Here is a 25,590-nt window from a genome sequence, read left to right as displayed (position 1 = left end):
AACTATAGTTTTTCTTTTAAATAGCTACCAGTAACCGAGTTTTTATCAGCTACAATGTCTTCGGGAGTACCATGAGCTACAAGATGTCCACCTTGCTCACCTCCATCAGGACCTAAATCAATAATGTAATCGGCACATTTGATAAGCTCTAAATTATGTTCAATAACAATTATAGAATGTCCTTTAGCAATTAAAGCTTGAAAAGAGGTTAGTAGTTTTTGAATATCATGAAAATGTAAACCTGTTGTAGGCTCATCAAAAATAAATAATGCATTATCACTTTTACTTCCTTTGCCTAAAAACGATGCTAATTTAATACGTTGCGCTTCACCACCAGACAAGGTTGAAGAGCTTTGACCTAAAGTAACGTAGCCTAAACCAACATCTTGAAGCGGTTGTAACTTGCCTTGAATTTTAGATTGGTTATGCTTGCTAAAAAACGCAATAGCATCATCAATAGTAAGATTTAAGATGTCATCAATAGTCTTATCTTCAAAGGTAACTTCAAGTACTTCTTTTTTAAAGCGTTTGCCATTACAAGTTTCGCAAGTAAGGTGAACATCTGCCATAAACTGCATTTCTATGGTTACTTCACCTTCACCTTTACAGGTTTCGCAACGCCCACCATCCACATTAAACGAAAAATGTTTTGCTTGGTAGTTTCTTATTTTACTCAGCTTTTGATTAGCAAATAAAGCTCTTATATCGTCATAGGCTTTAATGTAAGTCACAGGGTTTGAGCGCGAAGAACGACCAATAGGATTTTGGTCAACAAACTCAACGTGTTTAATATTGCTAAAGTTGCCTTTTATTTCAGTAAACTGTCCAGGTTTATCGCCAAAATCAGTTAGTTTTTTCTGTATGGCAGGAAACAGTATTTTTTTAACCAAAGTGCTCTTTCCGCTTCCAGATACTCCTGTAATAACGGTTAACATTTCCAAAGGAAACGTAACGTCAATGTTTTTTAAGTTGTTTTCGCGAGCTCCAATAACATCAATATGATATTTTGAAGTACGCCTTTTTTTAGGAATTTCAATAGATAGATTTCCGTTTAGGTATTTAGCGGTTAACGAATCTGAAGCTAAAATAGTGTCATAGCTACCAGTTGCTACAACATGTCCTCCAAAAGTACCAGCTTCAGGGCCAATATCTATAATTTCATCAGCAGCTTGCATAATGTCTTCGTCATGCTCAACTACAATTACTGTATTGCCTAAATCGCGTAAGGCTTCTAAAACTTTAATTAGTTTTTGAGTGTCTTTAGGGTGTAAGCCAATACTAGGTTCATCTAAAATATACATTGAGCCTACTAAACTGCTTCCTAGTGAAGTCGCTAGGTTAATACGTTGACTTTCACCACCAGATAAGGTGTTTGAACGACGGTTAAGCGTTAAATAATCTAAGCCAACATTTGATAAAAACGACAAACGATTATTGATTTCTTTTAATAGTCTTTTGGCGATTTGAGTGTCATAATCGTTTAACTCTAGCTCTTTAAAAAACTGAGTGAGTTTTTTAAGAGGCATTTCAACCAAATCAGTTATTGTGGTTTGTCCAACTTTTACATAGTTAGCTTCAGGACGTAAGCGTTTTCCTTTACAAGCACTACATTTTGTTTTTCCTCTGTAACGCGAAAGCATTACTCGGTTTTGAATTTTATAAGCTTTAGCTTCAAGTTCTTCAAAGAAACTGTTTAATCCTTCAAAATACTCGTTACCATCCCAAATGAGTTGTTTTTGTTCATTAGACAATTCAAAATAGGGTTTGTGTATTGGGAAATCGAATTTATGTGAATTATTTACTAGCATATCTCTATACCAACTCATGCTTTCTCCACGCCAAGCGAAGATTGCATTTTCGTAAACCGATAAACTAGTATTTGGGATGACTAAGTCTTCATCAATTCCTATAATATCTCCATAACCCTCGCATTTAGGACAAGCTCCATACGGATTGTTAAAACTAAAAAGATGAACATTAGGTTCTAAAAAAGACATACCGTCTAGTTCAAACTTATTATTGAAAGCATGTAGTTTTTTTGTGGAAAGCGATTCAATAATACAAGCGCCTTTTCCTTCAAAAAAAGCAGTTTCGATAGCATCAGCAAGTCGGTTGTAAAAATCCTCTTCGTGTTTAACCACAATTCTATCCACCACTAAAAAGACGTCTTTGGCTAGTTTTTTATCGATAGCATCATCAATACGTAATACGTCATCACCAGACTTTATTCTAGCATACCCTTGTTGAAGTAGCACTTTAAGTTTATCTGCCATAGTACGTCCTTCTTCCAAAATAATAGGAGCAAGGAGTAATAGTTTTTCTTTCTCTTCAAATTGTTTTACCAACTCCAGTACATCTTTTGTGGTGTGTTTTTTTACCAATTCACCAGAAATAGGAGAGTAGGTTTTACCAATTCGCGCAAAAAGAAGTTTTAGGTAGTCGTAAATTTCGGTAGTTGTACCTACAGTAGAGCGTGGGTTTGTTGAGTTAACTTTTTGCTCAATAGCAATAGCAGGAGCAATACCTTTAATGAAATCTACTTTTGGTTTATTTAATCGTCCTAAAAATTGACGCGCGTAACTAGATAAGCTTTCAACGTAACGACGCTGACCTTCAGCATAAAGCGTATCGAATGCTAAACTGGATTTACCAGAACCTGATAAACCAGTTATAACCACAAGTTTGTTTCTTGGTATAACAACATCAATATTTTTTAAATTATGAAGTTTAGCACCTTTTATGATGATATTTTGCTTTTGATTAACTTCAGAAATATTAACGCTCATATTGAAAATTATGCTTTAGAATTCGCAAAGATACTACAACTATCTCAGCCTTGAAAATGGATTTTTGTTGATTAAAATGTTAAATTTTAGTCTGTTTTTTTGGAATTTCGGAATGATTGTTGTTATATTTGAGACATAAACAGTTAAAAACCATTCGCCTATAGCGTAACATTACTTTTGAAATTAACCCCAAGCTAAGAAGTAAATTCTTTGCCCTTAAAGTAATGATTATGAAACACGAACTTATCACTGACGCTGTTTTAGTAAAAAACTACATTCAAGGAGACGAAAGCGCTCTTTCGGTTTTAATCCACAGACACAAACAAAAGATTTACAGTTTTATCTATTCAAAAGTATTTGATAAAGACATTACTGAAGATATTTTCCAAGACACTTTTATTAAGGTTATTAAAACGCTTAAGCTAGGAAAATACAACGAAGAAGGTAAATTTTTACCTTGGGTTATGCGTATTGCGCATAATTTAGTTATTGATCATTTTAGAAAAAGCAACAGAATGCCAAAGTTTGACAACTCTGGTGAGTTCAGTATTTTTTCGGTATTAGGAGATTCTGCCTTAAATGCTGAAAAACAGCTTATCAAAGAACAGGTAGAATGTGATTTAAGACGACTTATTGAAGAGTTACCAGACGACCAAAAAGACGTTTTAGTAATGCGTATGTATAAGGATATGAGTTTTAAAGAAATAAGTGATAGTACTGGTGTTAGCATCAATACAGCTTTGGGTAGAATGCGTTATGCATTGATTAATTTGAGGAAGGTAATCGAAAAAAATAATATAGTTTTAACAAATTGATATAATAAATAGAGTTTTACTGCGTTATTGAAATTGTACTAACTTAAAATTCCGATAATGGCAAAACTTTACTCTAATTATCCTCAAACAAAAAACAACCTGAACCCTAAAAAAGAAACTGTAGATTTTCTTTTAAATTACTCTAAGGCTTTAAGTGTTATACATTGTAATAAATTGAAGTTTGAAGCACTTCTAAATTAAATTTTGAAAAGTCCTGATCGGTTAGTCGTCAGGACTTTTTTGATTTATAATAGTCTTTTATTACAGATGCTCTACCAATAGTTTTGGTGATGATGTCTTTTTCTAAATTCCAACCTCTAGCAGGAGAGTATTCTCTACCATACCAAATGATTTGCAAATGAAGATCATTCCATAATTCTTCAGGAAATAATCGTTTTGCATCTTTTTCGGTTTGTACAACATTTTTACCATTACTAAAACCCCAACGATACATTAATCGATGTATGTGTGTGTCTACAGGAAAAGCAGGAATACCAAACGCTTGCGATAATACAACTGCAGCAGTTTTATGTCCAACAGCAGGGAGTTTTTCTAGGTCTTCGTAGGTTTGAGGAACTTCTCCGTTGTGTTCCTCAATAAGTATTTTTGAAAGCCCATGTATACCTTTACTTTTCATAGGTGATAGTCCAACAGGCTTAATAATTTCACGAATTTCTTCAACCGTAAGTTTTATCATATCATAAGGGTTATCAGCCTTTTCAAAAAGTAAAGGTGTAATTTGATTTACCCTAACATCTGTACTTTGTGCAGACATAAGTACAGCTATTAACAATGTATAAGGGTCTTTATGGTCTAAAGGAATAGGAATGGTTGGATAAATAGATTTTAAGGTATTTATAACAAAATCTACCTTTTCTTGCTTAGTCATTAATTGTATTTTTACATAAAATTCAAAGTTAATAAATATGACTAAATTAAAAGCAGGAGATAAAGCTCCAGATTTTACAGCAAAAGACGAACAAGGAAACACAGTATCGCTTTCAGACTATAAAGGAAAAAAGCTTGTGATTTTCTTTTATCCTAAAGCCAATACACCTACTTGTACTGTAGAAGCTTGTAATTTAAGAGATAATTACAGTGAGCTTACCGATAAAGGCTACGAAATTTTAGGTGTGAGTGCTGATACAGAAAAACGACAAACTAACTTTAAAAATAAGTTTAGTTTTCCTTATCCATTATTAGCAGACGTTGATAAAGAAGTAATTAATGCGTTTGGTGTTTGGGGACCAAAAAAGTTCATGGGACGAACATTTGATGGTATTCATAGAGCAACTTTTGTTATTAATGAAGACGGTATAATCGAAAAAGTTATAGATAAGGTTAAGGCTAAAATACATTCAGAGCAAATATTGGAATAGCAATATTTTTCATAAAAAACACATAGGTTATTTAAGAAAATGTTAAAAATTAGATCAAAAAGTTTATTTTAGCTGTATAACTAACTAATACTTTAGATTATGATAAAGAACTTTTTAACAATTATTTTTTTAGTAACATGTTGTTTAGGAGCATATGCTCAAGAAGAACAACCAGAAGAAGAAACTTTAGATCCTTATGAATTTAGAGCTGCATTTAGTGTAGGAGGTACTGTAGGAGGAGACTATGCTAATGAAGTTTTCTCAACCAATGCAGCGTTTGACGTTACGTATTTGTACAATTTAACTAAGGATTTAAAAGTAGGAGGAACGCTTGGAGCAATGTATGCATTTCAAAACAACTCTAGCAACACTCTTATAAAAGAAGGTGACGGGAAGTTTGTATCGTTTGCAGGAACGTTTAGATTTCATACTGATAATGATAAGTTTCACGTAGGTGGAGATGCAGGTTATGCTTATGGATTAGATGAAGGCGGTTTCTTGTATAGACTTAGGCTTGGTATGCAAGTTTCAAAATGTTCAGGTATTGTAGCTTCATACACAGAAGTTATGGATACCTACAGTTATTCTGCAGTTAATATAGGATATGAGTTTACATTTTAAGTAAAGTTTACCCTCTTAATCATAAAAAAAAGCGACCATTTGGTCGCTTTTCTTTTTTATTCTTTATGAAATATTTCTTCCGATTCACATCCGAAGAGGCTTTTTTCTTTAATTAATTTAGAAACACCTTCAGGTAGCATAGTTTCCCATCCATCTTCCCCTTTGGCAATCATTTTAAGTACTTTTCTTGAGAAAATAGCTAAAGTAGAAGGGTCAAAATCTGTAATGTCTACTACTTTTCCGTTGTATTTGAAGAACTTGTAAAGTTCTTTCATTCTAGGATGTACTTTAAGATTTTCACTATTAGTTAGCGTACCATCTTCATTTTGCATTGGATATAAGTAAACTCTTAAATCTTTAAAGAACAACTTACCAAAAGCTTCTAGAATACCTCCACTTAAGTGTCTGTAGTATTTTTCATCAAAAATATCTACTAAGTTGTTGACACCCATTGATAATCCCATTCTGTTTTTAGAGTATTGAGAAAAATATTCAACAAGTTTATAATACTCCTGAAAGTTAGAGATAAGAACTGTTTGCCCTAAAGAACATAATAATTTTGCTCTATCCATGAAATCTTGCTCATCAATTTCACCTTCAGCACGAAGGTTAGATAATGTAATTTCAAAGATGACTTGAGTTTTATCGACATCAACTTTATTTTCTTTAATGAACATGTCATAAGACTTTTGAAACATGTCCATATTTACTTTGGTTACAGGTCTAAAACTACCACGTAGCGCTAGTATATTCTTTTTATATAAAACCCTTGCTGGTAATACGTTGTTTCCGTCAGGAGCAAACATTACGGCATCAGTCATACCGTTTTTAACTAGTTGTAAGCTCATTAAACGGTTATCAATGTCTTTAAACACAGGTCCAGAGAAGTTAATCGTATCGATTTCTAACTGGTCTTTATCTAAATGGTCGTATAAGTAACGCAATAATTTTTTAGGTTCATTGTACTTATAAAACGCACCATAAATTAAATTTGTACCTAAAACCCCAAGTGTTTCTTGTTGTAAACGTGCATCAGTTTCTTTAAACCTAATATGAATAATGATGTCGTTATACTCTTGGTCTGGTTCTATTTGGTATTTAATACCTACCCAACCATGTCCTTTATAGTTTTTAGCAAAATCTATTGTAGCAACAGTATTAGCATAAGAGAAAAACAATTTATTAGGATGTTTGTCTCTAGGTAGTCTTTTTTCAATTAAGTTAACCTCATGATTTAGCATTTTTCTTAAACGCGCTTCAGTAACATAACGTTTGTCATCTTCTATACCATAAATAGCGTCGCTAAAATCCTTGTCATAAGCAGACATTGCTTTTGCAATTGTACCCGAAGCACCGCCAGCTCTAAAAAACTGACGTACAGTTTCTTGTCCAGCTCCAATTTCGGCAAAAGTACCGTAGATATTTTCATTAAGGTTAATTCGAAGTGCCTTAGTTTTTAACGAAGGTACGTCATCAAATTCTCTGTCTCCCTTTAAGGTTATTTCCATCTTTTAAATCCGGGTTTTAGTATTGCACAAAGGTATTAAAATAGCATGGTAAACAAAAAAATAACATTATTTTTGTTTCAAACTTCTAGAATTGAAAATAACATTTTTGGGTACAGGCACATCGCAAGGAATTCCAGTTATAGGAAGCACACACCCAGTATGTTTAAGTGATAATCCAAAAGATAAGCGACTTAGAGTTTCTGTGTTAATTGAATGGGACAATTATGCTTATGTTATTGATTGTGGTCCTGATTTTAGACAGCAAATGCTTACTGCTAATTGTAATAAAATTGATGGTATTTTATTTACTCATGAACATGCAGATCATACAGCAGGATTGGACGATATTAGACCTTTTAATTTTAGGCAAGGTGACATGCCTATTTATGCTCATAAAAGAGTTGTAAAAGCTTTGCAACAGCGATTTGCGTATGTTTTTGAAACTAAAAATAAATATCCAGGAGCTCCTGGAGTTGATATACGCGAGATTGAGAATACACCTTTTAAATTAGGAGATACTACTGTAGTACCAATAAACCTAATGCATGGTAACTTGCAGGTGTTTGGGTTTAGAGTTAATGATTTTGCTTATTTAACAGACATGAAAACCATTGCAGAAGCGGAAATGGAAAAATTAAAGCATTTAAAAGTTTTGGTTATAAATGCCTTAAGAGAAGAATCTCACCACTCACATTTAAATTTAGAGGAAGCCTTAGCATTTATTGACAAAGTAAAACCTGAAAAAGCATACCTTACTCATATTAGTCATTTATTAGGTTTTCATGATGAAGTTGAACAAAAATTGCCAAAACATGTATTTTTGGCTTATGATAATCTACAAATAACACTTTAAAATTATGAAGAGCAGAATATTTATGTACTTGTTTATTTTTTCAGTACTACTAATCATTTTTCAGTATGTAAACTCGAAGAATATACTTGATGTTTATGAAAAGGATATAAATATCTTGAAGGAAAAGGTTGATAAATACGAAGCTGAAATATCAAGCTTAACAGAAAAAAATTCTGAACTCATGCATTTTAATATCGACAATGATGATGATGCACTTACCTATTTTGAAGATAGAGGTTATGATACTGAAACCTTAATTCCGTTTATAAAAGATGAATTGTATAAGTTAAACGTTTATGAAGGTGATGACCATCCAATTGTACCTTATGCATCAATGACAGACTCTAAAATGTCAATAAACACAGTAAAAGTGCTTAATCACAAATGGATTTTAGCCGATTTTACTGATGGAAAACATTGGGGACAAATGTTCTTAACCTATGAAATTGTCGGTCAGGAAGAACTTAAGTTTAAGCTGGTAGAATATTTTTTATACAGACCTAGTTACTAGAGCTTGTCGTTTAACCAAGTTCTAAACTCATAAAAATTTTGTGGTGCAACACCATGGCCTACAGGAAATTCAGAATACTTGTGCTTAATGTTTAAAGCCTCTAAAAACTTAGGTGTTTTTCTTGCCCATTCAACAGGAATAACTTGATCTACACTACCATGAGAGCAGTAAAAATCTAGTTTGGTGTAATCGTTAGGGTTTAAGTTTTCAGGCAAAATGTCTTCACTTACATAACCGCTAAGTGCTATAATATTATTTACCTTGTTAGGGTAGGTTAGCGCAACAGCATAACTTAAAATACTTCCTTGACTAAAACCTAATAATGTAATATTGTCCTTGTTTACAGGGTAAGTATCGCAAGCCTCGTCAATAAATTGAGCAATTAAATCTCTTGATGCTGTGGCTTGTTCATTGTCGTTCCATTTGTTGTGTTCAGCATCAAAATTAATAGCATACCAAGCATTGCCAAAAGGTTGCATTGGGTATGGAGCTCTCAAGGAAATGATAAACAATTCTTCAGGAAGTTCAGATGCAAATGAAAACAAATCGTTTTCGTCACTACCATACCCATGAAGCATGATTAATAGTGGAGCATTTTCTTTTATAGTAGAAGGTCTTTTTATGTAAGATAGTTTCATGTTATTTTCCTAATGATGCAAAAACTTTCTGAAAAAAATCACCTAATAATGGTATTGGTTGTACTTTTCCTGAAATAGCAGTTAATACACCATAAAAGAGTAACACTGATATTCCAATCCAAAAAGCTAAAGTAATATTCCAGTTATCAAAACCACCAATTACATATCCTAAAATCATTTGTAGAATCCAAAGACCAAGAGCTTGTCTTGTGTGAAAAGCAGTAAACTCATTTTTTTTATCTTGATTCATAAAAAAAGCGATTATTGTTCCAAATAGCGTTAAGTAGCTTACTATAGCTAAGGTTTTACCTTCTTTTATAATATTTTCTGTCATTATTTTAAAACAAGTTGGTTGTTAGCGTAAATACCGTAAACAATTCCTTTTAAGTCATGGTTTTCAAAGCAACTGTTTTTGGAGCTTGAAACTATATTATCTTTTGTAAATGTATAACTTTGGTTTGGGTTAAAAAGTGTGATGTTTGCTTTTTCGCCTTGTTGTATTGGGCTGGATTGCAGATCAAAACATTCTTTTCCTTTTGTAAGTAAGTCTATAGTTTTCTTAAGTGTGAAAATAGTTTGTAACGCACCAAAAGCACTTTCTAAACCTATTGTACCATACATTGCGTGGTCAAACTCAACTTTTTTGTGTTCAATATCAATAGGGTTGTGGTCACTAGTAACCATATCAATTGTACCATCTTTTACGCCTTCTATTAAAGCATCTATATCAGATTGCGAACGTAATGGAGGTAACACTTTATAATTGGTGTTGAAATTTACCAGATCTTTATCGGTTAGTATCAGGTTGTGTATAGCTACACTACAGGTAACATTAAGCTTTTTCTGTTTTGCAGCTCGTATAAGCTCAACAGATTTTGCTGTTGAAATTGTTGGAATATGAAGTTTTCCTTCAGTGTATTCTAAGATAAACAAATCTCTTGCTATTTGTAGTTCTTCAGCTAAGGAAGGGTTTCCTTTAAGTCCTAAAGACGTACTTGTGACATGTTCGTGCATGACACCAAGACCAGAAATTTTGGATTCTTGAGGAAAGGACATCACTAAACCATCAAAATTGCTAGCATATTGAAGTGCAATCTTTATAAGATTGGGGTTGCTTATGGGTTTTTGGTAGTCATAAAAAGCAACAGCTCCAGCGCCTTTCATGTCAAACAGTTCAGCTAAATCAACACCTTTACTTTCTTTGGTTAAAGCACCTAAAGGATGTAAGTCTACAGCATTTCCATTGGCCTTTGTTTTTAAAAACGAGACATCAGCATTAGTATCAATTACTGGATGTGTGTTAGAATTTAGGACAACAGATGTAAATCCTGATAATGCAGCAGTTTTTAAGCCGTTTTCAATGGTTTCGCGTTCTTCATAACCTGGTTCTCCAAAACTCACACTACTATCAAACCAACCTTTTGAAACATGAAGATTGTCTAGCTTAATTTCTTTGTAGTTTTTTGGATTGCTAATACGTTTTGAAATCTGCGAAATGACTCCTTTTTCAATTAAAATATCAACAGTTTGATTGTGAAAATCGCTTTTTGGGTCAACTATTGTCGCAGATTTTAGGAGTACGTTCATTTAAAATATTTTAAGATGAGCATTTCAATGATTAAAAAAGCTAATGCAAAAATAACAAACCATTTCCATAGCTCATTAACATTTGTAGCACTTTTTATGTCGTTAATTGCCGAAGCGACACTTTTAGTTACGTTTAAACCTTCAATGCTTTCTAAATCATTATAGTTTAAATTACTTTCAGTTCTATTGTAATTAAAACTTAATTGCTTTAATACTTCATTCTTGTTCATTACAGGAATAATACCAGCTTTTTCAGGATATTCATTAGTAATTAACTCCACTTTATTTGTAAAGGTTTGTTGTAAAGGAATACTAGCGTTGTTTTCGTTTCCTAGTTTTAATATATCGTCTTGTTGTAGCTTGGTGTTTATGTCTATTTTGTTTTCCTTTCCAATAGTATAGTACAATTGAGACAGTTTAAGACTTTGCTTCCCAATATTATATAACACAGGAACAATTAAAGGCGAATTTTTGAAGTTTGAATTGTCTTCATTTAAAGCCGCTGTAAAAGTGTATAGATTTTCGTTTTGGGTTAAAAAAGGAGTGCTGTCTTCAAAGTTTAAAACCGAAGCACCACTAGGTCCTGAAAACACATATCTTTTATTGGTTTTTGGGTATTGAAAATTGCTGATTTTTTTATCAAAAACATTAGTCAATAAAGGATGTGAAAACTGAATAGAAGTTATTTTTTTCTCCTCAGGAGTTGTAGCATTGAATGTTGAAATATTGTAATTTCTAAATAATTGATTATAAGAGCTTAATTCAGAATCACCTGAAGGAATAATTAATAGTGTTCCACCATCATCAGTAAATGCTTTTAAAGCAGTTGTTAGCGAATTTGGAATGTTTTTTATCTCGTTTAAAACAATTAAATTTTGAGATGAAATGGTATTGTAATCTAGCTCGTTTAGCTTGTATGATATGTAACTAAATTCATCATCAGTATATATCTTTTTTAAGAAGGTGTCATCAGCTTCATTTATGGATAATACCTTTATGGTTTCACTTTTATCTAAGTTAAAAAATAAGGTGTTGTCATAAGTTAAACCAGCATCTTCAATACTTAGTTTACCATTAAACATTTGATTAAAAGGAAGTGTGAAAACCACAGAGCCATTTTCAGTACTACTTACTGAACTTTTAGCTACTAAATTATCGTCATTGTATAACGATACAGGTAAGTTATCAATAGGATTACCAGAGTTTTTTATGGTAACGCTCAACTCAATGTTTTCAGCATTTGTTTTTGAAACATAAGCACTATCAATAGCTACATTGTAGTTGTTAACAGGTTTTAGCTGTACTAATTTTAACTGTATAGAAGAATCGGTAACTGTGTTGAATGCGTTATTGTGCTGTTGAAAATCGGAAATCAGCACCAAATTTTTAAGCGTACTTTTATCTTTAGAAAAGGCATTTTTTCCTTTTAATAGTGCAGCATCATAAGTAATTTGATTTGGCGAATTTGATAGTTGAATCAATTCGTTCTTTATAGCTTTAACCGTTGTGTTGGGTTTGTAACTGTTATTAGTGAAAAATGTAATCTTTTCGTTTTCATCAATATGTTCAATAATATCTTGTATAGCACTGTTTAAAAGCGTTCCGTTACTTCCTTTGGCTTGCATGCTAAACGAATTGTCTAAGTAAATTACCGTTTCGCTTTTGGTTTTATAACTGCTAGATTTAGAAATGTAAGGTTGTGCAAATGCAATTATAGTACAAGCTAAAAGTAGTAAACGAGTAAGTAGTGTTAACCACTTTTTTAGTTGGGAACTTTTACGAGTTTGTAAAGTGATGTTTTTTAAAAACTGAACATTTGTAAATTCAACCTTTTTAAATCTACGTAGTTGAAATAAATGAACAATTATAGGAATGATAAGCAGGAGTAAGGCGTAAAGAAGTTCTGGGTGTTTAAACTGCATTCCTATTGATTAATTGTACTAGCTTTCAAATATAGAAAATGATGAGCGATTATTGCGGTTGGGTTTTGAGAAATTTAACGTTTTGTCTGGTAATTGAAATCTAGCAAAAGAAAAAATAATCAATCATTGGTTTCATTTGTTGTTGTTTAAAATAAGATGTAATCTCTTGTTGTGCTTGCTCATTGGCAACTGTAACAATACTTTGTGGTTGTTGCAACTGTTTTAAATGTTCAAAGTTATGCAGTTTAACACCATAAATGCTTTTGCCTATTTTTTTTGGGTTGTCGCAAATCCAAACAAAAGGTGTTTGTTTCGCTTTAAGTTGTTTGGCAATGCTTTTTCCTTTTGCACCTGCTCCCCAAACAGTAAGTGTTCTATTAGAATTGTAATCTAGCTCTAAAAAATAATGAAGTTTTAATTCTAAAAATGTGTTTTCGGCATAATGCTCGTGAGTTCGTGAGCTGCGATAACTGTAGTCTCTCCAATGATGCAATACTGTATCACAAGGAATACACTTGTAATTGTGCTTGTAAAACCTAAAGGTTAAATCGTAGTCTTCAGGATATCTATTTGGGTTAAAAGCATCACAAGCAATAAAATCTTCTCTGTGAATTAACCAACAAGGTGAAGGAATGACACATTCTTTATAGATTTCAGAATAGTTACTGCCAGTTTCCGTAAGGTTATTTAGCCAAGTTTCATAACGTGCATAACCATCGCTAATTCCTACATCACTAAAATACTTTACCTTGCCAACAGCTACATGTTTTTTACCATAATCCAATAAGCTATTGAGCATGAGTTGTAATCGGTTTACATGCATAATATCGTCACTATCCATCCTAGTTACATAACTCCCTTTACTTGCTTTAAAAGCTAGTTGTAGCGCATCAATAATACCGCTTCCAGAGTTTGTAAACAGTTTTATTCTAGGGTCTTGTTGCGCAAAAGCGTTAACAATTTCAAAGCTATTATCGGTTGAGTGATCATCAATTATCAAGAGTTCCCAGTGTGTATAACTCTGATTAATAATAGAGTTTATGCAGTCAGGTAAAAAGGCTGCTGTGTTTTTAAAAGGCGTAAAAATACTTATCAAAGGTTTAGGCATGCTGCTAAGATAGTGATTCATCATTTTAACAAAATATTGGCTCACAAAAATGTAACATAATCCTAAATTTGTTGACCCTTAAAAGAAAATAATAGCATGAAGAATATACTTGCCCTAATTGGGATTAGCGTTTTGTTAACTTCTTGTGGTTCTGCATCTAAGTCAGTTGATGATTTAGCAGTAAGCAACCCAATTAATACGTCTATAGACATTACAGCTGTTAATAACGATAAATTACCTGTTACAATAAATCCTGGACGTTTTACTCAAGATTCAGTAATTTATAGATTGCCAAAAATAGTCCAAGGTACTTATGATATAAGTAATTTTGGGGCTTTTATTGATGATTTTGTAGCAAAAGATTACAATGGTAATGTGTTGCCTTCTAAAAAGATAGATGAAAACTCTTGGGTTATTACCAACGCACAACAATTGGATGTTATCACTTATTGGGTGAATGACAGTTATGATGTTGAAAGTGATCCTAATTATCCTAGCTTGTTTTCGCCACAAGGAACAAATATTGAGCCAGATAATTATGTCCTGAATTTACATGGTTTTATTGGGTATTTTGATAGTTTAAAAAATGCACAATACAATTTAGATGTTACTGCACCTGCAACTTTTGAGCGTACTTCGGCATTACAAAATGTAGGTATAAAATCTAGTAGCGATGGCACTAAAATAACGACAAGCTATTTTGCTCCACGATATTTTGATATTACTGATAACCCAATGATGTATGGGAAACTTGATGTAGAGGAGTTTATGGTAGGTGATATTAAAATTGTGCTTAGCGTTTATTCTCCAAACAAAAAACACACTGCTGCAAGTTTAAAAGAAACGATGTTTACTATGATGGAAGCCCAAAAGAACTACTTGGGAGACATTAACAGTACAGCACGATATGATATTTATTTATACCTATCTGATGGTTCAGATAAAGCACCTAAAGGGTTTGGAGCTCTAGAGCATCATACTTCAACAGTTGTGGTTTTACGCGAATGGGCTTCAGCAGAATATTTGGCAAAATCTATGGTTGACGTGGTGTCGCATGAGTTTTTTCATATCGTAACACCACTTTCAGTGCATTCTGAAGACGTGCATTATTTTGATTATAATGATCCAACATTTTCAAAACATTTATGGATGTACGAAGGTGTAACAGAGTTTTTTGCACAACACTTTCAAGTGTATGAAGGATTAGTAACTCCTGAGGAATACTACAGGACAATTCAAAATCAAATAACAAGATCAAAATATTATGACGACAGCATGAGTTTCACTGAAATGAGTGAGAATGTTATTGAAGAACCTTATGCTAAAAACTATACTAACGTTTATCAAAAAGGCGCTTTAATAGGGATGTGTATTGATATTTTAATGCGAGAAGAAAGTAATGGAAACAGAAGTATGTTGTCTTTAATGAAAGAACTTTCGGCTAAATATGGAGTGCATAAACCGTTTGATGACGATACTATTATTGAAGAAATTACTAAAATGACCTATCCATCAATTGGAGAATTTTTACAAACACATGTGGTTGATGGTGTGCCAATTGACTATGGTGCGTTTTTTGAAAAAGTAGGTTTAATATATGAGTTAACACAAACAGAAACCAATTATGTACAATCAGGAATGGGCTTTGTTTTTGATGCCAATGAAGAAGACGATTACGTGTTCTTTTCTAGTAACGTATCAGAAAATACTTTTTGGGAATCGCAAGGTGTAAGAGAAAACGACATTATTACTTCGGTTAATGGAACAGATGTTAAACTTAACAATCTTAGAATGGTTATGGGACAAATGTTTAGATGGAAAGAAGGAGACGAAATTGAAGTAAAATTGTTAAGAAATGGAGAAGAAAAAGTTATTAAAACTAAGCTAACTCCAGCATTTACAAAAATTAAAACAATAGTAGAAAACTTAGAGGCTACTAAGTCTCAGGTAAAACTAAGAAATGCTTGGTTAAACCAAAGTGATACTTTGTAATTAATTACATATAAAAAATAGAAAAGCGAATTAAAATTTTTTAATTCGCTTTTTTGTTTTCTGTTGTGTCTTCAATGAACTCAGTAAACTTTTTAATAGTTTTAAAAAAGTCTTTTTTATCTCTTTCAGGATTAAGTTCTAATTGAAAACTTACCATAGTATTGATAAAATTGTAATTACAGTCTATCGGATTAAGATAACTGTCAAGGTCGTTAAAAACTAAAATGTTTGTGATTGCATTCTCAACATCAGACTTATTTTCAATAGAAACGGATTTAATATCTAATTTCTCAAAAAAAACAGTCTTTATTTGAGATTTTTTCAATCTAAAAGAGTGCTTCATTTTTTGGTTAGTTAAATTAGGGTAATATGGAGCAAATATATAAAATTAAAAACTTTCAAATACACCAAGCCCAAAAAGTGCAAAATCGTATTTTACAGGGTCTTTAGGGTCTAATTTCCTTAAGTTAGTATCAAGTTCAAACAATGCTTTTGCATCATTTTGTTTACGTGTTAAAAGCTCTAGTTTTCTAGCTACATTTCCTGAGTGTACGTCTAAAGGGCAGGAGAGTTGACTAGGTGAAATGTTATTCCAAATCCCAAAATCTACTCCAGTATTATCATTTCTAACCATCCAACGTAAATACATGTTGATTCGTTTTGCAGCTGAATTATTTAAAGGATCACTCACATGCTTTTGAGTTCTTGGTAAATGTTCTATTTCAAAAAAGTGAGTTTTAAATTGGCTTATTGCTGTTTGTAGCGACTCATTTTTAGCAGTTTTGCTAAATATAGTTTCTAATCCACCATGATTGTTATAAATGTGTTTTAGAGCTTTTACAAAAGTGATTAAATCGGTTCCATTAAATGTTCGATGTACAAAATGCAATAAAGATTCTAGGTCTTTTTCCCTATGGTTTAGTACAAAATCATAAGGTGAGTTATCTAACAAATCCATCATTTTAGATGCATTGTTGATAATGCTTTTTCGGTTTCCCCAAGCAATGGTAGCAGTTAGAAATGCAGCAATTTCAATATCTTCTTTTTTTGAAAACCGATGTGGTATTTGTATTGGGTCGCTTTCAATAAACTTTGGGTTGTTGTATTGCTCAACTTTACTATCTAAAAACTCTTTAAGCTCTGTTTTATTAATGAATTTCACTTTTGCTGTTTTGGTAATAAAGTGCAAAAGTAATCATTAAAACAATTTTGAAATCTATTTAAGGTTATTCGGCAGTAATAGTTGTAGTTACTGTTGAGCGTTCAATAAGTTCTCCATTTTCTAAGGAAATACTAATTTTGAATGACGCACTAACATCTTCATTAATGGGATTAGCTAAAACGAATTGATAAAAATCGCCATAGTAGTAAGTGTCTTGATTTATGTAATCCAAAACACTATCTACCGCTTTAAGTGTTTCATTGTGGTTTAGATAGAATAATTCATTCAATGAATTTCCTGCTTCTATATTTTGAAAAGTAGCGTCACAAGTAATTTTAACTTGAGTTGCTTTATTTCTAACAATGTAGGTTTCATCACAACTTGTAGCATAAGCTTTGTTGGATAGTCTTGATAATTCTTTTTTTAAGTAAGTAAGCTCTGTTTCATAAGTAAGAAACAAGTTTAGCTGTAAATCTTCATGTTTTATTGTAGTAATGTCAAAGTCAGCATTATCTTCAACGGTAAAGTTTATGCTTGTTAAATAAAGATTGTATTCTTCTTCACAACATGAAACGACTAAAACTTCAAGTAAACAAAAAAACAGAAAAGAAAAAGTAATTTTTTTAATCATAGCAATCATTTCTCTTAAGATGCTGAATTGCTAATTTGGTTGCGTTGTAGGAGGTAGTTATTTTACAATCTTCCCATCAACCATAGTAAGTTTGCGGTCAGCCATATTAGCGAGTTCCTCGTTGTGCGTAACAATTACAAAGGTTTGACCAAACTCATCTCTTAGTTTGAAAAATAGGTTGTGAAGGTTTTCAGCACTTTCGCTATCAAGGTTTCCTGAAGGTTCATCGGCAAAGATTAATCCAGGATTATTTATCAAAGCTCTAGCTACTGCAACCCGTTGTTGCTCACCACCTGAAAGTTCGTTGGGTTTATGATTGTAGCGTTCTTTAAGGCCTAAAAAATCTAACAACTCTTTAGCACGTTTTTCGGCTTCAGCTTTAGGAGTATTTTTTATAAAAGCTGGTAGGCACACATTTTCCAAAGCTGTAAATTCAGGTAGCAATTGATGAAATTGAAAGATAAACCCAATATGCTCATTTCTAAATTTAGCTAAAGTCTTATCTTTTAATTGCAATACATCAACGTCGTTAATCAATAACTGACTTTCATTGTTGCTACTGGCTTTGTCTAAAGTACCAAGAATTTGCAGTAAAGTGGTTTTTCCAGCACCAGAAGCACCAACTATAGAGACTACTTCACCTTTAGAAATAGTAATATCAACACCTTTTAAAACGTGTAAATCGTTATAGTATTTATGAATATTTTTAGCTTTAATCATGCTTTAGAAAATAATAACGTAAACATACTATTTTAAGCTGTGATGCACAATTTAAGAGTTGGTTTTGTTTTTCTTCTTAAAGACATTTTTTAAGTCGCTGTAATTTAAAAAGTATTGTAAGCGTAATGAAAATGTATACTGAATAGGTTGGTCAAAGAGTCTGTCTAGGCTTTGTCTGTAAGTCTCAGTAGCTGCAGTATCAGAGTTAAATAATTGATTTCTGTATAACGCAGTTAGAAAACTTCCAGGAGCAAATTGCCATGAGTAATTTAAATCCAAATTCCATGTGCTGAAATTGATATTTGGGTTGTTTTCTAAATCACCAACCGTAAATCCTGAGTCTTTTGTAAGTCTACCATTATCTCTTAATGTAAACAATTCATCTTGATAAATAACGGTTGACCAATAGTTTCTAAACGTTAAACCCAAAGAGTGGAAGGAGTTAAAGTTATAAGTTCCAGAAATACTGTTTACCAATATTTTTCTGTCTCTTTCTCCAAAAATGATATTATCATCTGAAAGCGTTGTAAATCCTCTATCCTTGAAAATTTTATTGTAGTCAAAAGAATACACTACTAAAAATTTATCATTAAATCGTACTCTTGGGTTTAACCCAAACCAATACTCGTTAGTGTCTCTATTATCTTCAAAATAAGTTGCTCCACCAAGATTAGCATCTATAGCAAAGGTGTTGTTGTAATTTGAAGAAATCCAAACGTTTGAGTTTATTCGGTTTTCATAGATAAAATAACGTCCTTCAACACGCGGTTCAAAGTAATCAAACTGTTTACCAACTTGGAAATTTATGTTTCCACCAAAGTTGTGAAGGGTTTTAGTTACTGCGTCAAAGTTTACGCCAAAGCTGCTTCCTGTGTACTCTCCAGGATTAGCTAATCTTGTATAATTAACATAAGTGCCAATATAGTAGTTGTTAAGTTTTTTGGTAGGTTCAAAAATTCGATAGGTAAGGTCCACACCAAAGTTGTTGTAATTGTTTCTTGAGATAAATCCTAAATCATTAATGTCATACTTGGTGTCAGCATAACTATGGTCAAAACTATATCTTAATTTTCCATGTGATTTTCCTGCAAAAAAGAAAGTGCTGTAACCTGTTTGGTTTCCGTCAGCTAAGTTTAGATTACTCATTTTAGCTTCACCATAAAGGTTATAAGTATTTCGCTTGTTTGAAATATCAAACAGTAAACCAGTAACATTGGCATCTCTAAAATCACCATCTCTAGTTACATTGGTGTTAATTAAGCTTACTGATGAGTTTTGATTAAATTGTTGGTCAAGTACCAAAATGTTATAGTTAGCAAGAGGTTCAACAACTTCTTCTCTTACTTCACCAGTTTCATTATCTCTAATTTTAGCTTTGGTTTTTTCGGTAATAGCATTAAAAACACCAATTCCTAATCCTTTTTTAGTTCGACCAGAAACTTTAGCAGCATTAAGTACTTTAACTGTGTTAGGGCGATCAATAATTTCCTCATTTTCATTAAGTTCAACATTACCTGTTGGCCTACTACCTACACGTCTTGAGAAAAATAAATTACCTTTATTAAACAAATCAACACCTTCGGTGAAAAACTGGCGTTGTTCAGAAAAGGTTTGCTCAAAAGGTCCAAGGTTTAGTACCAAATTATCAAATCCTGCTTGACTAAAATCAGGTATTAAAGTCATGTCTAACGTAAAGTTTTCGGTAATTCCGTATTTGATGTCTAAGCCTAAGTTAAAATCAGTATCGGTTTCACCATCATAAGTGTTTAAAAGCCCTGAAGTAAAAGGGTAGAAGCTAAGCCTTACAGGAGGCTCAATATTTTCAATGCCTTTTAATTCACCATGATATAATCCTATGTTACCTTTGGTTCTGTCTATTGGATTCCACGAATATTGCGCTCTAGTAGTTCTAAAATGTCTATGGAATTGTAATCCCCAAGTTTGAACATCTTGGTTTGAAAATCGTAAATTAAAGTATGGAATTTTCATTTCAACAACCCAACCATCATCTACAATTTTCACAGCGCTTTCCCAAACAGCATTCCAACCAAAATCTTCACCGATACTAGGAGAAGCAATAGCATCTGCTTGATTTCCTGACGGAAAAATAAAAAACTCAGTATCGTTTTGAGCGTCGTTGTTAGGGTTGAAGATAACGCCAAAAAAATCTTGTTGACCAAAATTATCTCTGCTGTTAAACTGCTTCATGATTTCCTCTGGCTTATCATAGAGATATGCACCAACATATATAGCATCGTCGTCATAAGTAATTTTCACAACCGTTTTTTGATAATCGGTTTCAGGAACACCCATTTCAGGTCTAAATTGAGTAAAGTCTTTTGCTTCATCAGCATTTTGCCAAACAGCATCGTTTAATACTCCATCAATTTTAGGAGGTGTAGTCGTTCTGGTAATAGTTAAGGTTTTTTTATCCTGAGCTTTAATTGTAGAAAAACAAAAAAGCACAGAGAGAAAGATAGTTAAGCGGAAAAACATTTTAATGATTGATGATTTAATTAATTTCTAAAAGAAAGACATTAATTAATTTAATTTGTTACAGTTAGTGATACAAATCTATTAGTTGAAACCGTTTTTTCTCTTAAATAAAAGTTAAATGAGCTTTTTGTGCTACTAGGGTTTCAATTGAATTTTACGTATTTTTATGTATCAAAAAAAAATTGAATATGCCTTATAACAAATTTGAAGAGTATAATATTAATATCACAGACGACACTAAAAATCGCTTTAAAGACATAATTAAAGATATAGGTGAAGATGTGGAAAGAGAAGGTTTGCTCAAAACGCCTGAGCGCGCTTCAAAAGCGATGAAATTTTTAACACAAGGCTATCATCAAGATGCAGCGGAGATTCTTAAAAGTGCAATGTTTAAAGAGTCTTACAACGAAATGGTAGTCGTAAAAGACATTGAGCTTTACTCGTTATGCGAACACCACATGTTACCATTTTTTGGAAAAGCGCATATTGCCTATATACCAAACGGACAAATTGTAGGGCTTAGCAAAATACCAAGAATTGTAGATGTTTTTGCACGACGATTGCAAGTACAAGAGCGCTTAACAGAGCAAATATTAGACTGTATTAACGATACTTTAAAACCACAAGGAGTAGCTGTTGTAATTGAAGCCTCTCATATGTGTATGATGATGCGTGGTGTGCAAAAGCAAAACTCTGTAACAACAACATCAGGGTTTAGAGGTCAATTTGAAAAAAATGAAACGCGAAATGAGTTTTTAAAGCTTATAAGCGAAAAATTGTCATAATACTATTTTGGTATGTTTCTTGTTATAATATAAAGTATAACAACACATTATAAATTATGAATTTAGAAGGATTAAGCAAATACAAAAAACTAGCATTAAGTATTCTTTTTGATGCTATTGGTTTTATTACCATTATAGATATTATTTGGGCACCACTTTCAGGGGTTTTGATGGCTAAAATGTATAGTGGAAACAAAGGTAAGGTCGCTGGTGTTATATCTTTTATAGAAGAGATTATACCAGGACTAGATATTATACCAACTTTTACAATTATGTGGTTTTATACCTATGTATTCAGTAAAGAGAAAGAAACAGTTATAGAAATTAAATAAAAAAAAAGCGTTCATTTGAACGCTTTTTTTGTTATCACAAGTAATAGGTAAGCCCTAAGCTTATATTTCTTCCCATGTTATAAATTCCATCTGGTTTTAATCTAGATAGATGATTAATATACTTTTTGTCAGTAATGTTTGTTGCAGAAACTGAAACCATCAAGTCATTGTTCATTAATTTAATAGTGCCACCAAGTCCAGCGCTTAACAAACTATAAGAATCAGTAGAAGTCTCAAAAGTGCTTACATTATTTTGAGCAAATGTTGAGCGTAACTTTACAAATGCAAATCCTTGTTTTAACCAGTTTGTATCATACTCAATACGTATGGTGTTATTAAGGTTGTTTGCAGGAATTAAAGGAAGATAATCACCATTGTCTTGTTTTCCTGTTACAGTTTCAAAACTACTCTCAAAGTGTAACCAGTCTAATGGATGTGGATGCAAATGGAAGCCAAATTCACCTCCATATAATTTAGCATCATCTTGTACATAGTTAAATACAGGGGTTTCATCAACTATAGTTCCGTTAGGAGTTAAAAATATATAATTGCTAATGCTATTATAAAAACCGTTAGCAAATATCTCAAAATGTTCACTTTTATACTCTAGATTAATATCTGTTTGAAAGTTTTGCTCGTTATCTAAATTAATATTTCCAACTTCATATCTATTTGAACCATGATGTACACCATCTGAAGTTAATTCAGCTAAGTTAGGAGCTCTGAATCCTGTTGCAAGGTTAATTCTAGCAGTTATATTGTTTGCTATGTTGGTTTTAACACCTACAGCTCCATTGAAACTATTAAAGCTTTTTGATTGAATGCCACTTATATTTAGATCTCTATTGTCAAATCTAGCACCTAGTTGTATGTCGGCTTTTTCAAAATGAATGTGTGAAGTTGCTAAAATGCCAATATCATTGGTAGTTGCATTAGGTATAAGCACTTCTTCACCATAATTAGTATTGGTTTGATGCATACCTTGTATACCAACTATGGTTTCAAATTTACCATATTTAGGTAAGTGGTACTTTACATCATAATTAAAGGTTTTTAGTTTCATTCGTAAAGCAGGATGGTTAAGTTCATGTTCATCATGATCTTCGTGTTCATCTTCATGGTCGTGATCCTCATCCTCATGGTCATGGTCTTCTTCGTGTTCATCTTCGTCATGATGATGTTCGTCTTCAAATTCCTGTCTGTCATTATAGATATACCCTAAATTAAATTCAAGATTAGAATTATTAAAAAACACTGTAGATTTTGAACTAAGAACATGATTGGTAATATCCTGATAAGGAAGTAATGGTGTTTTGTTGGTTGATTGATGACCAACTTCTTCAGGAATGCCTATTTTAGCATGATTGACATTGTATCTAAAATCTGTTTTGAATTTAGTAGATTGATAACCTAAGCCTGCTTTAAAATCTTGTTCTCTAAAACGTGTATTGGTAACTCTATATTCATTTGTTTCATAATCGGAATGCTCGGTAAGACTTCCTCTGAACAAAAATTTAAACTTATCTCCAGATGCTTTGTATCCAGCGTTTGTGTTGTAGCCTTTTGTATTGCTATAGTAATTGGCTCTAATATCAGCTTTTGATGAGTTTTGATTTGCAAACTTTTCAGGGTTTAAATATAAAACTCCACCAAGAGCATCACTACCGTAGAGTAGTGATGCAGGACCTTTAATAACCTCGACACTTTCAATTCCAGCATCGTTGAGACCTAAACCGTGTTCGCTACCAAATTGCTGATTTTCTAATCTAACACCTTGAGTGTAAACCAAAACTCTATTAGAGCTAAGACCTCTAATAACAGGTTTTCCAATTCCTAAACCTGTAGTTACACTTTCAACACCAGGAATATCTGTAATTCCTTCGGCAAGGGTTACTGCTCCTTTACTCTTTAAAGCGGACACATTTTGGTGTTCAACTTTCATTACATTTTCACTTTGAAGTTTATGAAATGGTGTTGATACTATAACTTCTTCCATTTCGATGACAGAAGGAATTAATGCTACAGTAATAGTGTTAATTGGAAATGTAATAGATTGTGACCAAGTTTCATATCCTATATAGGAAACCACTATTTTAAAAGTGCCTTCTGGCATATTCTGTAAGGTAAACTTTCCATTTTCATCGGTTGTTACTCCTTTTTCTAATTGAGGAAAGTATATGTTGGCATAAACAATAGCTTCTTGAGAGTTAGCGTCAGTTACAGTTCCTTGTGTTGTGTTTTGTGCATATATTGATGATACTGCTAATACAAGCAGTACATTTAAAATTGTTTTCATTTAAATTTTTTTTATAGTTAATGTAATTGTCAAAATAGTTTTTTGACAAAATTGAAGTCGTATATGTTAACTATAAAAAGGAGGCCCTCTTAAGGAAAAATGCAAGCGTTGATAATCGCTTAAAAAGAAGTATTGAGATACTATTATTTCATGATTGTCTTTTATTATAGCAATTTCGAAATTAAACTCAGGGAGAGTGTAAGAATTATTAAGCTTAAATTTATAAAAGCTACAATCTACATCTAGTGTGTGAAGGTGAGTTTCACTTTCTCCATGACAAACTTCATGCTTATGATGATTGAATGTGTGTGCAAACTTTTCAGCTTCAGGTGCAAACAGCCCAAGCACTAATAAAAGTGCTGATAATTTTATAAAAATATGTTGTTTTGTTTGCTGCATCAATCAATAAACCGTTTTAAACCAAACCTACGAAGCATCTTTTTTTCAAATTCCCAAAAGAAATTGAACTGACCAAAGAGCCATCCAAAAAACACCAAAAGCAGCTGGTAAAAAATGAGCCCAATGATAATAAATAAAACCCAATAAACTATAGGGTTTAAGTTTTCTTTAGTAATTCCAAGCAATGAAAAAATAGGCTTACCTATATATGCTGAAGTTGATCCAGTTATAGCAAATACAATAAAAACCCTAATCATTTCCCACTTGTATTGCAGTATCCATTTCTTTTCCAGTTTTTTAAAAAGAAATAAAAAGAACTTAAGCAACGCATAAAAAATAGGGATACTTACTAAAACAATTAACCAAACTGTATCTATAAACAAAGATGAAAGTTTATAGGAAGAGTAGAGTAAAGCAACTATACCTATAATTGGAAAGAGTAGTTGCCAATTATGTTGTATTTCCCAGTTTTCTTTAAATTTTTTCATAGCAATTTTTGCTATGCAAATATAGTTTAAATTCTAGGAATGAAGCCTGCTAATTTTTGCTTGTAAGTGAGCTGAAAGTAGATAAAGTAGTTGTACAGTTTATAATTTACCTCATAGCCATAATCAATTCCATTTTGATAGTCAATTTGCATAGCGTAAAGATCTGGATTGAATTGTTGAGGCTGCATAACACGTTGGTTCCAAGCTATAACGTATTGTAAGTTTCTGTTTTCTAAAAAATCTTGAGAATAGTAGCCTTCAGGTCTTGCAACACTTTGTAACCAAGTATTAAAACCTGGTTCAATAATAATGATTTCATACTCTAGTTCATCATTAGTTATTCTAACTGTGTCTTCTTCTGAAATTGTTTTAGGAGCAGAATGTTCAGTAACAGTTTTTGTGCTATTGCAACTAAAGACAAAAAGGGCTAACAGTATTGTGTAAACAAAGGCTTTCATAGCTTAACGTTTCTGTTAAAGGTACAAAAATTATGCCTTAAATTATTGGTTTTTAACTCATTTAACACTACAAAAAAGCCAAACATTTCGTTTGGCTTTTAGT

26 protein-coding genes are annotated in these 25,590 nt (G+C 32.4%); 9 read left to right on the top strand and 17 right to left on the bottom strand.

Going from position 1 to position 25,590, the window contains the following annotated elements:
- Window positions 1-2: 2 nt before the first annotated feature.
- The gene (gene uvrA, locus ACQ0RB_RS03895) at window positions 3-2,786 is read right to left on the bottom strand and encodes an excinuclease ABC subunit UvrA (protein WP_430496609.1); all 2,784 of its coding nucleotides are present in this window, start codon (window positions 2,784-2,786) and stop codon (window positions 3-5) included.
- Window positions 2,787-3,016: 230 nt separating this feature from the next.
- Between uvrA and ACQ0RB_RS03890 the strand changes: the two genes are divergently transcribed.
- The gene (locus tag ACQ0RB_RS03890; protein ID WP_129760166.1) at window positions 3,017-3,601 is read left to right on the top strand and encodes an RNA polymerase sigma factor; all 585 of its coding nucleotides are present in this window, start codon (window positions 3,017-3,019) and stop codon (window positions 3,599-3,601) included.
- Window positions 3,602-3,658: 57 nt separating this feature from the next.
- On the top strand, window positions 3,659-3,802 hold the full coding sequence (locus ACQ0RB_RS03885; protein WP_165353683.1) for a hypothetical protein: 144 nt from the start codon (window positions 3,659-3,661) through the stop codon (window positions 3,800-3,802).
- A 28-nt stretch (window positions 3,803-3,830) separates the two neighbouring features.
- On the opposite strand, the gene ACQ0RB_RS03880 is transcribed toward ACQ0RB_RS03885, so the two are convergent.
- A complete protein-coding gene (locus tag ACQ0RB_RS03880; protein WP_129760165.1) occupies window positions 3,831-4,490 on the bottom strand; it encodes an endonuclease III domain-containing protein in 660 nt (219 codons plus the stop codon).
- Window positions 4,491-4,527: 37 nt separating this feature from the next.
- Between ACQ0RB_RS03880 and bcp the strand changes: the two genes are divergently transcribed.
- Together bcp and ACQ0RB_RS03870 are read left to right on the top strand one after the other, a co-directional pair.
- The gene (gene bcp, locus ACQ0RB_RS03875; protein WP_131506834.1) at window positions 4,528-4,980 is read left to right on the top strand and encodes a thioredoxin-dependent thiol peroxidase; all 453 of its coding nucleotides are present in this window, start codon (window positions 4,528-4,530) and stop codon (window positions 4,978-4,980) included.
- A gap of 99 nt (window positions 4,981-5,079) precedes the next feature.
- Window positions 5,080-5,601, top strand: a complete 522-nt coding sequence (locus ACQ0RB_RS03870; RefSeq protein ID WP_430496606.1) for a hypothetical protein — start codon at window positions 5,080-5,082, stop codon at window positions 5,599-5,601.
- A 56-nt stretch (window positions 5,602-5,657) separates the two neighbouring features.
- On the opposite strand, the gene ACQ0RB_RS03865 is transcribed toward ACQ0RB_RS03870, so the two are convergent.
- A complete protein-coding gene (locus ACQ0RB_RS03865; protein WP_129760162.1) occupies window positions 5,658-7,109 on the bottom strand; it encodes a TonB-dependent receptor in 1,452 nt (483 codons plus the stop codon).
- Window positions 7,110-7,200: 91 nt separating this feature from the next.
- Between ACQ0RB_RS03865 and ACQ0RB_RS03860 the strand changes: the two genes are divergently transcribed.
- Window positions 7,201-7,962, top strand: coding sequence for an MBL fold metallo-hydrolase (locus ACQ0RB_RS03860; protein WP_134199049.1), 762 nt, complete (start codon window positions 7,201-7,203; stop codon window positions 7,960-7,962).
- A 4-nt stretch (window positions 7,963-7,966) separates the two neighbouring features.
- Window positions 7,967-8,473, top strand: a complete 507-nt coding sequence (locus ACQ0RB_RS03855; RefSeq protein WP_238155788.1) for a hydrolase — start codon at window positions 7,967-7,969, stop codon at window positions 8,471-8,473.
- Here the strand turns inward: ACQ0RB_RS03855 and ACQ0RB_RS03850 are convergent.
- The 5 genes from ACQ0RB_RS03850 to ACQ0RB_RS03830 all read right to left on the bottom strand — a co-directional run bounded on the left by ACQ0RB_RS03850 (window position 8,470) and on the right by ACQ0RB_RS03830 (window position 13,752).
- On the bottom strand, window positions 8,470-9,111 hold the full coding sequence (locus ACQ0RB_RS03850; protein ID WP_430496603.1) for an alpha/beta hydrolase: 642 nt from the start codon (window positions 9,109-9,111) through the stop codon (window positions 8,470-8,472). The genes ACQ0RB_RS03855 and ACQ0RB_RS03850 overlap by 4 nt on opposite strands.
- A gap of 1 nt (window position 9,112) precedes the next feature.
- Window positions 9,113-9,445, bottom strand: a complete 333-nt coding sequence (locus ACQ0RB_RS03845) for a hypothetical protein (protein ID WP_430496601.1) — start codon at window positions 9,443-9,445, stop codon at window positions 9,113-9,115.
- On the bottom strand, window positions 9,445-10,698 hold the full coding sequence (locus ACQ0RB_RS03840; RefSeq protein ID WP_430496599.1) for a dihydroorotase: 1,254 nt from the start codon (window positions 10,696-10,698) through the stop codon (window positions 9,445-9,447). Before ACQ0RB_RS03840 ends, ACQ0RB_RS03845 begins: the two co-directional genes overlap by 1 nt.
- Window positions 10,695-12,620 carry a vWA domain-containing protein gene (locus ACQ0RB_RS03835; RefSeq protein WP_430496598.1) on the bottom strand — a complete coding sequence of 642 codons (1,926 nt, stop codon included), beginning with the start codon at window positions 12,618-12,620 and terminating at the stop codon, window positions 10,695-10,697. Before ACQ0RB_RS03835 ends, ACQ0RB_RS03840 begins: the two co-directional genes overlap by 4 nt.
- Window positions 12,621-12,720: 100 nt before the next feature.
- Window positions 12,721-13,752, bottom strand: a complete 1,032-nt coding sequence (locus tag ACQ0RB_RS03830) for a glycosyltransferase (RefSeq protein ID WP_430496597.1) — start codon at window positions 13,750-13,752, stop codon at window positions 12,721-12,723.
- A gap of 72 nt (window positions 13,753-13,824) precedes the next feature.
- Here ACQ0RB_RS03830 and ACQ0RB_RS03825 point away from each other — a divergent pair, with 72 nt between their 5' ends.
- Window positions 13,825-15,720, top strand: a complete 1,896-nt coding sequence (locus ACQ0RB_RS03825; protein WP_430496595.1) for a PDZ domain-containing protein — start codon at window positions 13,825-13,827, stop codon at window positions 15,718-15,720.
- Between the two features lie 40 nt (window positions 15,721-15,760).
- On the opposite strand, the gene ACQ0RB_RS03820 is transcribed toward ACQ0RB_RS03825, so the two are convergent.
- From ACQ0RB_RS03820 to ACQ0RB_RS03800, 5 genes are all read right to left on the bottom strand, one after another.
- Complete coding sequence (locus ACQ0RB_RS03820; RefSeq protein WP_129760155.1) at window positions 15,761-16,063, bottom strand: hypothetical protein; 303 nt, start codon at window positions 16,061-16,063, stop codon at window positions 15,761-15,763.
- Between the two features lie 45 nt (window positions 16,064-16,108).
- A complete protein-coding gene (locus ACQ0RB_RS03815; RefSeq protein ID WP_430496691.1) occupies window positions 16,109-16,873 on the bottom strand; it encodes a TIGR02757 family protein in 765 nt (254 codons plus the stop codon).
- Between the two features lie 73 nt (window positions 16,874-16,946).
- Window positions 16,947-17,513, bottom strand: coding sequence for a hypothetical protein (locus ACQ0RB_RS03810; RefSeq protein ID WP_430496593.1), 567 nt, complete (start codon window positions 17,511-17,513; stop codon window positions 16,947-16,949).
- 57 nt (window positions 17,514-17,570) lie between these two features.
- Window positions 17,571-18,233: an ABC transporter ATP-binding protein gene (locus ACQ0RB_RS03805; protein ID WP_430496591.1), complete on the bottom strand. Its 663-nt coding sequence runs from the start codon at window positions 18,231-18,233 to the stop codon at window positions 17,571-17,573.
- A 51-nt stretch (window positions 18,234-18,284) separates the two neighbouring features.
- The gene (locus ACQ0RB_RS03800; protein ID WP_430496589.1) at window positions 18,285-20,699 is read right to left on the bottom strand and encodes a DUF5916 domain-containing protein; all 2,415 of its coding nucleotides are present in this window, start codon (window positions 20,697-20,699) and stop codon (window positions 18,285-18,287) included.
- Between the two features lie 218 nt (window positions 20,700-20,917).
- On the opposite strand from ACQ0RB_RS03800, the gene folE reads away from it, so the two are divergent.
- Window positions 20,918-21,514: a GTP cyclohydrolase I FolE gene (gene folE / locus ACQ0RB_RS03795; RefSeq protein WP_430496587.1), complete on the top strand. Its 597-nt coding sequence runs from the start codon at window positions 20,918-20,920 to the stop codon at window positions 21,512-21,514.
- A gap of 56 nt (window positions 21,515-21,570) precedes the next feature.
- On the top strand, window positions 21,571-21,846 hold the full coding sequence (locus ACQ0RB_RS03790; protein ID WP_129760150.1) for a hypothetical protein: 276 nt from the start codon (window positions 21,571-21,573) through the stop codon (window positions 21,844-21,846).
- A gap of 34 nt (window positions 21,847-21,880) precedes the next feature.
- Here ACQ0RB_RS03790 and ACQ0RB_RS03785 read toward each other — a convergent pair whose 3' ends face one another.
- The 4 genes from ACQ0RB_RS03785 to ACQ0RB_RS03770 form a co-directional block, all read right to left on the bottom strand.
- Window positions 21,881-24,142 carry a TonB-dependent receptor gene (locus ACQ0RB_RS03785; RefSeq protein WP_430496585.1) on the bottom strand — a complete coding sequence of 754 codons (2,262 nt, stop codon included), beginning with the start codon at window positions 24,140-24,142 and terminating at the stop codon, window positions 21,881-21,883.
- A gap of 66 nt (window positions 24,143-24,208) precedes the next feature.
- Window positions 24,209-24,541: a hypothetical protein gene (locus ACQ0RB_RS03780; RefSeq protein ID WP_430496584.1), complete on the bottom strand. Its 333-nt coding sequence runs from the start codon at window positions 24,539-24,541 to the stop codon at window positions 24,209-24,211.
- Window positions 24,541-25,029, bottom strand: coding sequence for a DUF6787 family protein (locus ACQ0RB_RS03775; RefSeq protein WP_129760147.1), 489 nt, complete (start codon window positions 25,027-25,029; stop codon window positions 24,541-24,543). The genes ACQ0RB_RS03780 and ACQ0RB_RS03775 overlap by 1 nt, the downstream gene beginning before the upstream one ends.
- Before the next feature lie 26 nt (window positions 25,030-25,055).
- Window positions 25,056-25,487: a DUF6146 family protein gene (locus tag ACQ0RB_RS03770; protein ID WP_430496581.1), complete on the bottom strand. Its 432-nt coding sequence runs from the start codon at window positions 25,485-25,487 to the stop codon at window positions 25,056-25,058.
- Window positions 25,488-25,590 lie beyond the last annotated feature (103 nt).

The organism is Gaetbulibacter sp. PBL-D1, assembly GCF_050509525.1.
GTDB classification, from domain to species: domain Bacteria; phylum Bacteroidota; class Bacteroidia; order Flavobacteriales; family Flavobacteriaceae; genus Gaetbulibacter_B; species Gaetbulibacter_B jejuensis.
The sequence above is the reverse complement of the archived record's forward strand: the minus strand, read 5'-3'. Positions and strand labels throughout refer to the sequence as shown.

Excerpts from the sequence above, each read along its gene's own strand:
- ACQ0RB_RS03880 (WP_129760165.1), bottom strand. The coding sequence starts at position 4,490 with ATGACTAAGCAAGAAAAGGTAGATTTTGTTATAAATACCTTAAAATCT.
- ACQ0RB_RS03810 (WP_430496593.1), bottom strand. The coding sequence starts at position 17,513 with ATGATTAAAAAAATTACTTTTTCTTTTCTGTTTTTTTGTTTACTTGAA.
- ACQ0RB_RS03855 (WP_238155788.1), top strand. The coding sequence starts at position 7,967 with ATGAAGAGCAGAATATTTATGTACTTGTTTATTTTTTCAGTACTACTA.
- ACQ0RB_RS03865 (WP_129760162.1), bottom strand. The coding sequence starts at position 7,109 with ATGGAAATAACCTTAAAGGGAGACAGAGAATTTGATGACGTACCTTCG.
- ACQ0RB_RS03890 (WP_129760166.1), top strand. The coding sequence starts at position 3,017 with ATGAAACACGAACTTATCACTGACGCTGTTTTAGTAAAAAACTACATT.
- ACQ0RB_RS03780 (WP_430496584.1), bottom strand. The coding sequence starts at position 24,541 with ATGCAGCAAACAAAACAACATATTTTTATAAAATTATCAGCACTTTTA.
- ACQ0RB_RS03885 (WP_165353683.1), top strand. The coding sequence starts at position 3,659 with ATGGCAAAACTTTACTCTAATTATCCTCAAACAAAAAACAACCTGAAC.
- ACQ0RB_RS03790 (WP_129760150.1), top strand. The coding sequence starts at position 21,571 with ATGAATTTAGAAGGATTAAGCAAATACAAAAAACTAGCATTAAGTATT.
- ACQ0RB_RS03845 (WP_430496601.1), bottom strand. The coding sequence starts at position 9,445 with ATGACAGAAAATATTATAAAAGAAGGTAAAACCTTAGCTATAGTAAGC.
- uvrA (WP_430496609.1), bottom strand. The coding sequence starts at position 2,786 with ATGAGCGTTAATATTTCTGAAGTTAATCAAAAGCAAAATATCATCATA.
- ACQ0RB_RS03825 (WP_430496595.1), top strand. The coding sequence starts at position 13,825 with ATGAAGAATATACTTGCCCTAATTGGGATTAGCGTTTTGTTAACTTCT.
- ACQ0RB_RS03805 (WP_430496591.1), bottom strand. The coding sequence starts at position 18,233 with ATGATTAAAGCTAAAAATATTCATAAATACTATAACGATTTACACGTT.
- ACQ0RB_RS03785 (WP_430496585.1), bottom strand. The coding sequence starts at position 24,142 with ATGAAAACAATTTTAAATGTACTGCTTGTATTAGCAGTATCATCAATA.
- ACQ0RB_RS03770 (WP_430496581.1), bottom strand. The coding sequence starts at position 25,487 with ATGAAAGCCTTTGTTTACACAATACTGTTAGCCCTTTTTGTCTTTAGT.
- bcp (WP_131506834.1), top strand. The coding sequence starts at position 4,528 with ATGACTAAATTAAAAGCAGGAGATAAAGCTCCAGATTTTACAGCAAAA.
- ACQ0RB_RS03870 (WP_430496606.1), top strand. The coding sequence starts at position 5,080 with ATGATAAAGAACTTTTTAACAATTATTTTTTTAGTAACATGTTGTTTA.
- folE (WP_430496587.1), top strand. The coding sequence starts at position 20,918 with ATGCCTTATAACAAATTTGAAGAGTATAATATTAATATCACAGACGAC.
- ACQ0RB_RS03820 (WP_129760155.1), bottom strand. The coding sequence starts at position 16,063 with ATGAAGCACTCTTTTAGATTGAAAAAATCTCAAATAAAGACTGTTTTT.
- ACQ0RB_RS03775 (WP_129760147.1), bottom strand. The coding sequence starts at position 25,029 with ATGAAAAAATTTAAAGAAAACTGGGAAATACAACATAATTGGCAACTA.
- ACQ0RB_RS03840 (WP_430496599.1), bottom strand. The coding sequence starts at position 10,698 with ATGAACGTACTCCTAAAATCTGCGACAATAGTTGACCCAAAAAGCGAT.
- ACQ0RB_RS03850 (WP_430496603.1), bottom strand. The coding sequence starts at position 9,111 with ATGAAACTATCTTACATAAAAAGACCTTCTACTATAAAAGAAAATGCT.
- ACQ0RB_RS03830 (WP_430496597.1), bottom strand. The coding sequence starts at position 13,752 with ATGATGAATCACTATCTTAGCAGCATGCCTAAACCTTTGATAAGTATT.
- ACQ0RB_RS03835 (WP_430496598.1), bottom strand. The coding sequence starts at position 12,620 with ATGCAGTTTAAACACCCAGAACTTCTTTACGCCTTACTCCTGCTTATC.